This is a genomic window from Centipeda noxia ATCC 43541 (assembly GCF_000160555.1).
GTDB lineage: Bacteria > Bacillota > Negativicutes > Selenomonadales > Selenomonadaceae > Centipeda > Centipeda noxia.
Map to the genome: position 1 here is coordinate 44545 of NZ_GG749281.1, position 9624 is coordinate 54168.

Consider the following 9624-nt stretch of genomic DNA (forward strand, 5'->3'; position numbering starts at 1 on the left):
AAGCCAACGGAAAATTCCCAAATAAAAAGACGCACTCCTATGAGTGCGTCTTTTTATTTGCCGTGTGTTATGCGCCGAGTACTTCATCCATCGAGAGTTTCATGCGCTCGATGGCGGTCTCAAGATCGTTTCTCCCGATGTTGAGCGGCGGGTTGAAGTAGAGAATATCGCCGAGCGGGCGCAGGAGCAGTCCGTGCTGCAGTGCGCGGCGGTAGATGGCGTAGCCGAGGCGGCGCTTGCTATCAAAGGGCCGTTTCTCCGCGCGGTCCTCGACAAGTTCGAGCGCATGGATCAGCCCGATGTGACGAATCTCACCGACGTTCGGATGCGCGCCGAAGGTCTCGCTGAGACGCTCCGTCAGCCACGCTGCCGTATTCTCCGCCTGTTCCAAGATATTTTCCTCATTGAGGATGTCGAGCACGGCGAGCGCCGCTGCGCAGCCGAGCGGGTTGCCCGCGTAGGTGTGGCTGTGCATGAATGCCTTTCCCTCACTCCAGTCGGCGTAGAACGCCTCGTAGATCTTCTCCTTCACAACGGTGATGGACATGGGCATGTAGCCGCCCGTCAGCCCCTTCGAGAGGCACATAATGTCAGGCGTAATACCCGCACGCTCGCATGCAAAGAGCCGCCCTGTCCGTCCGAATCCCGTCGCAATCTCGTCGGCGATGAGGAGAACATCGTATTTGTCGCAGAGCGCACGCAGCTTCTGCAGATAGAGCTCCGGATAGATGCGCATGCCTGCGCAGCCCTGCAGGAGCGGCTCCACAATCATCGCTGCCATTTCGTGTCCATGCTCTTCAAAGGCACGCTCCGCATGGATAAAGCACTCACAGGAGCAGTCCCCACGCTGTTTATCGAAGGGGCAGCGATAGCAGTCGGGAGCCTCGACGTGAATGTTGTCCATCATCATGGGCTGATACATCTCGGCAAAGAGATCCATGCTCCCCACCGAGAGTGCGCCGATCGTCTCGCCGTGATAACTCTCCGAGAGACACATGAAGCGGATTTTTTTCGTGCGCCCCGTCTGCTGGCAGTATTGGAACGACATCTTGAGCGCCGCCTCGACCGCAGAGGAACCGTTGTCGTTGAAGTGGAACTTCGTCAGCCCCTCGGGCACAAGCGCCGCCAGACGCTCGGCGAGTTCGATCGCGCCGCGGTGCGAGAAATTTGCAAAAATCACGTGCTCGAGGCGGTCGAGCTGCGCCTTGATGCGCGCGTTGATCTTCTCGTTGGAATGACCCAGGAGATTCGCCCACCAAGAGCTCACAATATCGAGATAGGACTTGCCGTGCACATCGCAGAGCCATGGTCCCTTTGCGTGGTCGATGACCATCGGCGGCAGCTCCTCATAGTCCTTCATCTGCGCGCACGGATGCCAGATCCGGCGCAGGTCGCGCTCCTCAATTGTCGGCATAAAAATGACCCCTCCTACGGAAGCACTGATACACGCAGTGCTTCCCTAAACACACATTACACACAAAGCACGAAGTTTTTCATTTCGTGCAGCAACTTCTTCTACAGAGTTCCTATGCCCCCAGCACCTCATCCATCGACGCCTTCATCCATGCGATGGCGGTGTTGAGGTCATCACGCCCGATGTTCAGCGGCGGATTGAAGTAAAGTACGTCGCCGAGCGGGCGCAGGAGCAGCCCGTGCCGAAGCGCGCGGCAATAGATCGCGTAGCCGAGCCGCCGTCCTCCGTCAAAAGGACGCTTCGTCTCACGATCCTCAACCAGCTCAACTGCGTGAATCAACCCGATGCGACGGATCTCGCCGACATTCGGATGCGCACCGAACGTCTCCGTCATTCGTGCGGTCAGCCATGCCGCCGTCTCCTCCGCGCGCTCCAGGATATTCTCCTCATCGAGAATATCGAGCACGGCGAGCGCCGCGCTGCAGCCGAGCGGATTGCCCGCATACGTATGGCCTTGCATGAACCCCTTGCCTTCGCTCCAGTCCGCATAAAACGCCTCATAGATCTTTTCCTTGACAACGGTGATGGCCGTGGGCATATAGCCGCTCGTCAGCCCCTTCGAGAGGCACATGAGATCGGGCGTGATGCCCGCGCGCTCGCACGCAAAGAGGCGTCCCGTGCGCCCGAACCCCGTCGCGATCTCATCGGCGATGAGCAGGACATCGTATGCGTCGCAGAGGGCGCGCAGCTTCCTGAGATATTCCTCGGGGTAGATGCGCATCCCCGCGCACCCCTGCAGGAGCGGCTCGACGATCATCGCCGCCGTCTCGTGTCCGTGTGCGGCAAAGGCACGCTCCGCATGCTCAAAACACGCACAGGAGCAGGTGTCGCGCGTTTCCCCATAGGGGCAGCGATAGCAGTCGGGCGCCTCGATATGGATGTTGTCCATCATCATCGTCTTGTACATCTCGGCAAAGAGATCCATACCCCCCACGGAGAGCGCCCCGATTGTTCCTCCGTGATACCCTTCGGAAAGACACATAAACCGCGTCTTTTTCGTACGCCCTGTCTGCTGACAGTACTGAAACGCCATCTTGAGCGCCGCCTCTACAGCGGACGAGCCGTTGTCGTTAAAATGAAACTTCGTCAGTCCGGCAGGCACGAGCATCGCCAGTCGCTCCGCAAGCTCAATCACGGGACGATGGGAGAAATTCGCAAAGACGACGTGCTCGAGCCGCCTCAGCTGCGCCGTAATCCGCGCATCAATCTTCTCGTTCGTATGTCCGAGGAGATTCGCCCACCACGAACTGATAATATCGAGATAGCCCTTGCCGTGCACATCGTAGAGCCATGCCCCCTTTGCGTGGTCGATCACCATCGTCGGCAGCTGCTCATAGTCCTTCATCTGCGCGCACGGGTGCCAGATATGGCGCAGGTCACGCTCCTCAATCGTCGGCATAAAATCTCTCCTCCTACGGAATCACTGATAAAACAGGCCCCGGATTGGCGTAGATTTTTCGTCCGAACGAGGTGGAAAATCGGACGCAGAGAGGTGCTCTGTGAAGGATTTTCCGCCGAAGTGCGGGAAAAAGAGGCGTCAAGAGCCGCAAGCTGAATTTATCAGTGCCTCCCTAAACACACATTACTCATACAGCGCGGCAAGCGCATCCGCCCTCATCGGCAGTTCCGGCGCGCCGTGCGGCACACGCGCCAAGACACGCGCTCCCGTGATCTCCTCGACCATCCGCACATTGTCCTCCTGCATTAGACCGCCCTGCCAATTGTTGAAGATAAAGCCCCGCAGTGGAATGCCGCGCGCGCGCAGATGCTCTGCCGTCAGTACGGCGGCATTGATCGTTCCGAGCCCTGCATCGGCAACGACGAGGGCAGAGAGCCCCAGCCGCACGGCGAGATCGTCAAGGACGACGTGCTCATCGCCGTCCCAGCGCAGCGGACAGATAATGCCGCCGCTCCCCTCCACCGTCAGATATTCCGTGTGCTCCTTCGCACGGCGGTAGTCCTGCGCCACCTTTGCAAAGTCCATCGGCCGGTGCTCGATCTGCGCCGCGAGGTGCGGCGAGACCGCATCGCGGTAGACATAGGAAATGGTGACATCCGCCGCATTGAGCCCCGCAACGTGCGCCACATGGAGTGCATCGCCCGGCAGGAGCGTGCCGTCCGCGGCGACCTCCGCGCCCGAGAGTGCCGCCTTATAGTAGCCCGCTGCAAATCCCGCGTCACGGAGACATTTCACAATCAGCCCCGTGACATACGTCTTTCCAATGTCCGTGCCCGTTCCCGTGACAAATAACGCCTTACCCATGTATGATGGGCCTCCCGTCAGGCATCCATGCGATCTGCATGCACCGCCGCCCCCTGCACGGCAGCCGTGCTCCGCGGCTGCATCTCCTGCGTCTCATGAATCCAGAGCCCCGCCTTGTAGAGGCGAATCCCGACGTACGCCGCCGCAACGCAGAGCAGGAAGTCCGGCAGAACCTGCAGCACCCCGCAGTACCAGACCGCCACCCAGAAACCGATCGGCGCGTCGATAATGTAGTTCGATATGAAATAGAAATACGGGATGCCGAGGGCATAGAGCACCACCATGCCTGCTACACACGCGGCAAGTGCACGACGAAACGTCGGTACGCCGCGGCGCACCAGTGCACCCGTCAGCCAGCCCTGCACGATGAACCCGACGAGATAACCGAACGTCGGCTGAAGCACGTAGGCAGGACCGCCGCCCGAGGCGAACACGGGAATCCCCACGAGCCCCATGAGTACATACGTGCCGATGGCGAGCGCACCGAGCCGCGCACCGAGCATCAGCCCCGCGAGCAGAGTAAAGAGGAACTGCAGCGTGTAGACATCCGTACCCACAGGGATGCGCACGAACGTCCCGACCGTAATGAGCGCGATAAATAGTCCGCATAGGATTACTTCACGTAACTTCATAATCTTTAGATACCTCCATAAAAGCTGATAGACTCATAAACTTGCTTTATCTTACTCGCTATTTTATTTATTGTCAACCATAATATTCTATGTCGGTTTACTAAAATTGTATATCAATTGCATATAAAAAGACGGGACTGCTGCACGAAGCTGAAGCTTCGTGCAGCAGTCCCTCTTTGTCCCTTACACAACGGACGATACGCCTTACCGTTTCGTCACCTTCACGCGATCCATCTCTCTGCCGTCGGGCAGGAAGCACGCGATCTCAATCGCATCTCTCCCGACATCCATCGTGAGATAGTTGTCCGTCTCCGGCTGCGGGAGCGTCACCTCGTCGAAGGGATGATCGATCCATAGGTTCGGATAGCGGACATTGCCCGCAACGCCCGTGAGGATGTAGAGCGGTCCCTTCTTATCCGGCGTCTTTTGGAACCCGTAGATGTGCCCGCGGTTGCGGTACGTATGCAGATGCGCCGAAAAGACGACGTCGATGCCGAGCTCATCAAAGACGGGCATCCACACGCGCCCGTTGTCGTCATCAATGCCCTCCGTCCGTTCCGGGCGCCCATGAATGCGGTACTGCAAAACGTCTTTGTGCATCAGGACAATATTCCACTTCTTGCGGTGCGCCCTCATATCGCGGCGGACCCATTCCAGCTGCTCGGCAACGAGCCCGTCCTTGAACGCACCGATCTCCCTCTGCTGCGTGCAGAGTGCGATGTAGTGCACATCGCCGTAGTCAAAGGAGTAATAATAGCGGTCGAACTCCGTGCTCGCGTTCGGCGGGGTCGCAAAATAGTGAAGATACGCCTCCGGCAGACGCTCCTTCCAGTTGAGATCGTAGGTCTCGTGATTCCCCATCAGCGGGGCCATCGGGATCACACGCTGCATCTCCTCGACGCCGCCGAAGAAGTCGGTCCACTGCAGGCGATCCTCGCCGTTGTCCACGAGGTCCCCCATGCAGGCAAAGAGCGCCGCATCCGTATTGCGCGCCCATGCAAGATGCGCCATCTCCTTCCAGTCTGCATAGTTGTCGCTGGACTGTGTATCGGGGAAAATCAGCATCTTATACGTCTCATCCGCCGCAGGCGCGCAGAGGGTCTGCCAATCCGTCGCCGCATCCTCCGATGTAATGCGGTACTGATAGTGTGTGCCCGGGGTCAGATGATTGACCTCGGCGCGGTACTGATAGACCTCGATCTCGTCATCAATAAAGCGATCATTCGACGCAGGGAAATGGTGTACATTTGTCTCGTCCGCCCCCTGCACGCGCAGTTCGACGGTCAGATTCTCCTCCGCAGGCGAGGTAAGCTCCCACATCAGCATGCGCGTGCGCGAGGGGTCCTGCGTCACGATCTGGCGCAGGCGTTCCGTATAGAGCACGCCGGGGAACTGCCGCGTCGCGTTTTCCTGGAGCCGTCGGAATGCGCCGATCTGCAAGAGCGCTGCGCCGCCCGCGGCGAGCACGCCGGCAGCCGCAGCCGCTTTGATAAAGGTACGGCGTTTCATACCGCTCTGGTTCTGGTTTTCGTCTTCCATAGATGCCCCTTTCTCAATTGCATTTGTGGTTCATCATAAACCTTCGGGGTTGCTCAAAATCAAGTATTTCATTCTTATATTATAGCGCAAAGAATCTGAAATGGACATGATAGAGGCCAATTTTTCTTCCGCGCTGCGTCCCTGCACCGATCGAATCCGTACGATTGACATTCCAGTCTTGTCGATATATGATAAGAATGTTGAGTTACGTCTTTCATGCAGCCAGGAGGAAGCAAATGATCGAACGCTATACGCGGCCGGAGATGGGGCATCTCTGGTCGATCCAGAACGAGTGGCAGACCATTCTGAACGTGGAGATCGCCGCGTGCGAGGCGATGGCAGAGCTTGGGGAGATCCCCGCCGCAGCCGTCGAGAATATCAAGAAAAACGCAAAGTTCGATGTTGCTCGCATCAACGAGATCGAAAAAGTCACCGATCATGATATCATCGCCTTCCTCACGAATCTCGAGGAGAACGTCGGCGAGGACTCAAAATACATCCACAAGGGCCTCACCTCAAGCGATGTCAAGGACACGGCATACTGCATCATGATGCGCGATGCCGCCGCGATCATCCTCGATGATCTGCGCGCATTCCGTACGGTGCTGCGCCGCCGCGCAGATGAGTTCCGTCATACGCCGTGCATCGGACGTACGCACGGCATCCATGCAGAGCCCATGACCTTCGGGCTGAAGATGCTCCTCTGGAGCGCGGAGATCGAGCGCGACATCGAACGCCTCATGCGCGCGCAGGAGACCGTCTCTGTCGGCAAGCTCTCGGGCGCCGTCGGCACCTACTCCAACATCGACCCGCGCATTGAGGAACTCACGTGCAAACGGCTCGGGCTGACCCCCGTCCGTCTCGCGACGCAAGTCATCCAGCGCGACCGCCACGCCGAGTTTGTCACGACGCTCGCCATCATTGCGGGTACAATGGAGAAGATTGCGACCGAGATCCGCAACCTCCAGCGCACGGACATCCGCGAGGCGGAGGAGTTCTTCAAGGCGGGACAAAAGGGCTCGTCCGCCATGCCGCACAAGCGCAATCCGATCAACTGCGAGCGCGTCTCCGGCATGGCACGCCTCGTGCGCGGCAACGCCGTTGCGGCACTCGAGGACATGACCCTCTGGCACGAGCGCGACATCTCGCATTCCTCCGTCGAGCGCGTCATCCTGCCCGACGCGACGATCAACGTCGACTACTGTCTGCACAAGCTGACCGGCATCGTGGACAAACTCCTCGTCTACCCCGATGCCATGCTGCACAACATGAACCGCACAGGCGGCCTCATTTACAGCCAGCGCATCCTCACAGCACTCGTCAACAAGGGCGTCCTGCGGCAGACAGCATATGTCTGGGTGCAGCGCAACGCCATGAAGCGATGGCTCGAGAAAGAGGATTTCCGCACGAACGTCGAAAAGGACGCGGACATCTCCGCACACCTCACGAAGGAAGAAATCGACGCCTGCTTTGACTACACCTATTTCCTGCGCCATGTGGATTCCATCTTTGCGCGCTTTGATCTCTAAGGGAAAGAAATAAGGGGGACTCTATCATGTCAACCATCGTTATTACCGGAACGCAGTGGGGCGACGAGGGCAAAGGGAAGATCGTCGACTACCTCGCGAGCCAGGCGGACACGGTCGTCCGCTATCAGGGCGGCTGCAACGCCGGGCATACCGTTGTCGCTGCGGGCGAGGAGTATAAGCTGCGCCTCCTGCCGTCGGGCATCCTCTACAAGGGCACGCACAACATCATCGCGAACGGCGTCGCCTTTGATCCCAAGGTCTGCCTGCAGGAGATGGACGCCATGGCGGCGCGCGGCATCGACACCTCGAACATCCGCATCTCCGACCGTGCACATGTAGTCATGCCCTACCACCGCTTGATGGACGGCATTGGCGATGCGGCGCGCGGCGCGGACAAGATCGGCACAACGGGGCATGGCATCGGCCCCTGCTACATGGACCGCGACAACCGCATCGGCATCCGCGTCTGCGATCTCATGGACGGCGAGGAATTTGCGAAAAAGCTCAAGAAAAACCTTGAGAGCAAGAACAAAGAACTCGTCTCCGTCTACGACCACGCGCCGCTCGTCTACGAAGAGGTCCTGCAGGAGTATCAGGGCTACGCCGCGCGTCTGCGCCCGCTCGTCACCGATACCATTCCTCTCGTCAATGAGGAGATCGCCGCGGGACGCAAGGTGCTCTTTGAGGGTGCACAGGCGACCATGCTCGATATTGACTACGGCACCTATCCCTACGTCACTGCATCGCACCCCATCTCGGGCGGCGTCACCATTGGTGCGGGCGTCGCACCGAAAAAGATCGACAAGGTCATCGGCGTGGTAAAGGCCTACTGCACGCGCGTCGGCGAGGGTCCCTTCCCCACCGAGCAGCTGAACGCGATCGGTGAGAAGATGCGCGAGGCAGGCCATGAATTCGGCACCGTCACAGGGCGTCCGCGCCGCACGGGCTGGCTCGACGCCGTTGTTGTCCGCCATGCGGGCCTCCTCTCCGGCATCGACTATATGGCCGTCACGCGCCTCGACATTCTCGACGACTTCGATGAGATCAAGATCTGCACGGGCTACAAACACAAGGGCGAGCTCCTCAAGGGCGTTCCCGCGAGCCTCAACGTCCTCGCAGAGGTCGAACCGGTCTACGAGACCTTCCCGGGCTGGAAGACAGATACCTCCGGCATCCGCACCTACGACGCGCTCCCCGCCGGCGCGCGGAAATATCTGGAGCGCATGGCCGAGGTCACGGGCATCGCGCTCGGCATCGTCTCTGTCGGCCCCTCGCGCGAACAGACCATTGTTCTCGCAAACGACTTATTCTAAAAGAATAAAAAACGGCACGGTATGAATCATCTCATATCGTGCCGTTCAACTTATCGGCATTTATTACGAATGCAGCCACTTCCCAAACAGTATTGCCAACAATCGAAGGAGACAGAATCAAGACTCTTTCTCCGATGAGATCGACGATACCATTACAGAAGCCGAGAGTGAATATGCCCTAAACGGAATTCTTCTGGATGCAACCGAGGTGCTTTCCTTCTTGCGAGACAAGTATTTTTTGTGTGTTCTTATATTATTGAGCTGCTTCAATTTTGTCTAATTTCAACGAATAGCCCATAATATCTCCAACTTCTTTTATTGTTCCATACACTATTACATTCTGTTCCTTCTTCAACGTCAGAATAGTGTCCTTTAGTTCCTTATTCTTAGCATCTACATCACAACGAATATGAATCATCGAGTGCTTTGCTGCTGTCCCATCAATGGTGATATATTTTACATCCGAATCAATATTATAGACGTGTCCGCCGATAATCTTCACCGCTTTTCCCTTATAATTTTGGTTTGCAGCGGCAGCATTATCCTTTGCCTCACTCAACAGTACATTAATATCTGCTTCTGCGTAATCTTTCTGTTTCGATTTTTGTTGCTGTGTTGTGCTACTTGAATCACTCTTGTTCGCATTGTTTGCCTTATTCTGTCCACTGCCACCGCAACCACCAACTAAGCTGACGACGACCACAATGCCGACCAGCCCTAAGAGAACCTTCTTAAACTTACCCATAACAAGCATCTCCTTTGCAACGGAAATCATAGCTTTTTCTCATCTACATCTATTAATTCTACCCCCCCTCATATCCCTGCTTAATATTAAAATATTTTTGAAGTTTTTCTACTAAAAACAGGTCAACGG

General features: G+C 57.3%; 8 protein-coding genes. 2 read left to right on the forward strand and 6 right to left on the reverse strand.

Translation table 11 applies throughout. The features are described from left to right. Positions 1-67 precede the first annotated feature (67 nt). From bioA (HMPREF7545_RS07135) to HMPREF7545_RS07155, 5 genes are all read right to left on the reverse strand, one after another. Positions 68-1414 carry an adenosylmethionine--8-amino-7-oxononanoate transaminase gene (bioA, locus tag HMPREF7545_RS07135; protein WP_006695029.1) on the reverse strand — a complete coding sequence of 449 codons (1347 nt, stop codon included), beginning with the start codon at positions 1412-1414 and terminating at the stop codon, positions 68-70. A 112-nt stretch (positions 1415-1526) separates the two neighbouring features. Next, entirely contained in the window at positions 1527-2873 is a 1347-nt protein-coding gene (bioA, locus tag HMPREF7545_RS07140) for an adenosylmethionine--8-amino-7-oxononanoate transaminase (RefSeq protein ID WP_006695030.1), read from the reverse strand. 183 nt (positions 2874-3056) lie between these two features. Further along, the gene (bioD, locus tag HMPREF7545_RS07145; protein ID WP_006695031.1) at positions 3057-3737 is read right to left on the reverse strand and encodes a dethiobiotin synthase; all 681 of its coding nucleotides are present in this window, start codon (positions 3735-3737) and stop codon (positions 3057-3059) included. A gap of 17 nt (positions 3738-3754) precedes the next feature. Further along, a complete protein-coding gene (locus tag HMPREF7545_RS07150; RefSeq protein ID WP_006695032.1) occupies positions 3755-4369 on the reverse strand; it encodes a biotin transporter BioY in 615 nt (204 codons plus the stop codon). 204 nt (positions 4370-4573) lie between these two features. Then, positions 4574-5908, reverse strand: a complete 1335-nt coding sequence (locus HMPREF7545_RS07155; protein ID WP_006695033.1) for a purple acid phosphatase family protein — start codon at positions 5906-5908, stop codon at positions 4574-4576. A gap of 236 nt (positions 5909-6144) precedes the next feature. Here HMPREF7545_RS07155 and purB point away from each other — a divergent pair, with 236 nt between their 5' ends. Next, positions 6145-7437 carry an adenylosuccinate lyase gene (purB, locus tag HMPREF7545_RS07160; protein WP_040571284.1) on the forward strand — a complete coding sequence of 431 codons (1293 nt, stop codon included), beginning with the start codon at positions 6145-6147 and terminating at the stop codon, positions 7435-7437. Between the two features lie 26 nt (positions 7438-7463). Beyond that, positions 7464-8750, forward strand: coding sequence for an adenylosuccinate synthase (locus tag HMPREF7545_RS07165; protein WP_006695035.1), 1287 nt, complete (start codon positions 7464-7466; stop codon positions 8748-8750). Between the two features lie 253 nt (positions 8751-9003). Here the strand turns inward: HMPREF7545_RS07165 and HMPREF7545_RS07170 are convergent, their stop codons facing one another. Then, on the reverse strand, positions 9004-9495 hold the full coding sequence (locus HMPREF7545_RS07170) for an OB-fold protein (RefSeq protein ID WP_040571285.1): 492 nt from the start codon (positions 9493-9495) through the stop codon (positions 9004-9006). Between the last annotated feature and the right edge of the window lie 129 nt (positions 9496-9624).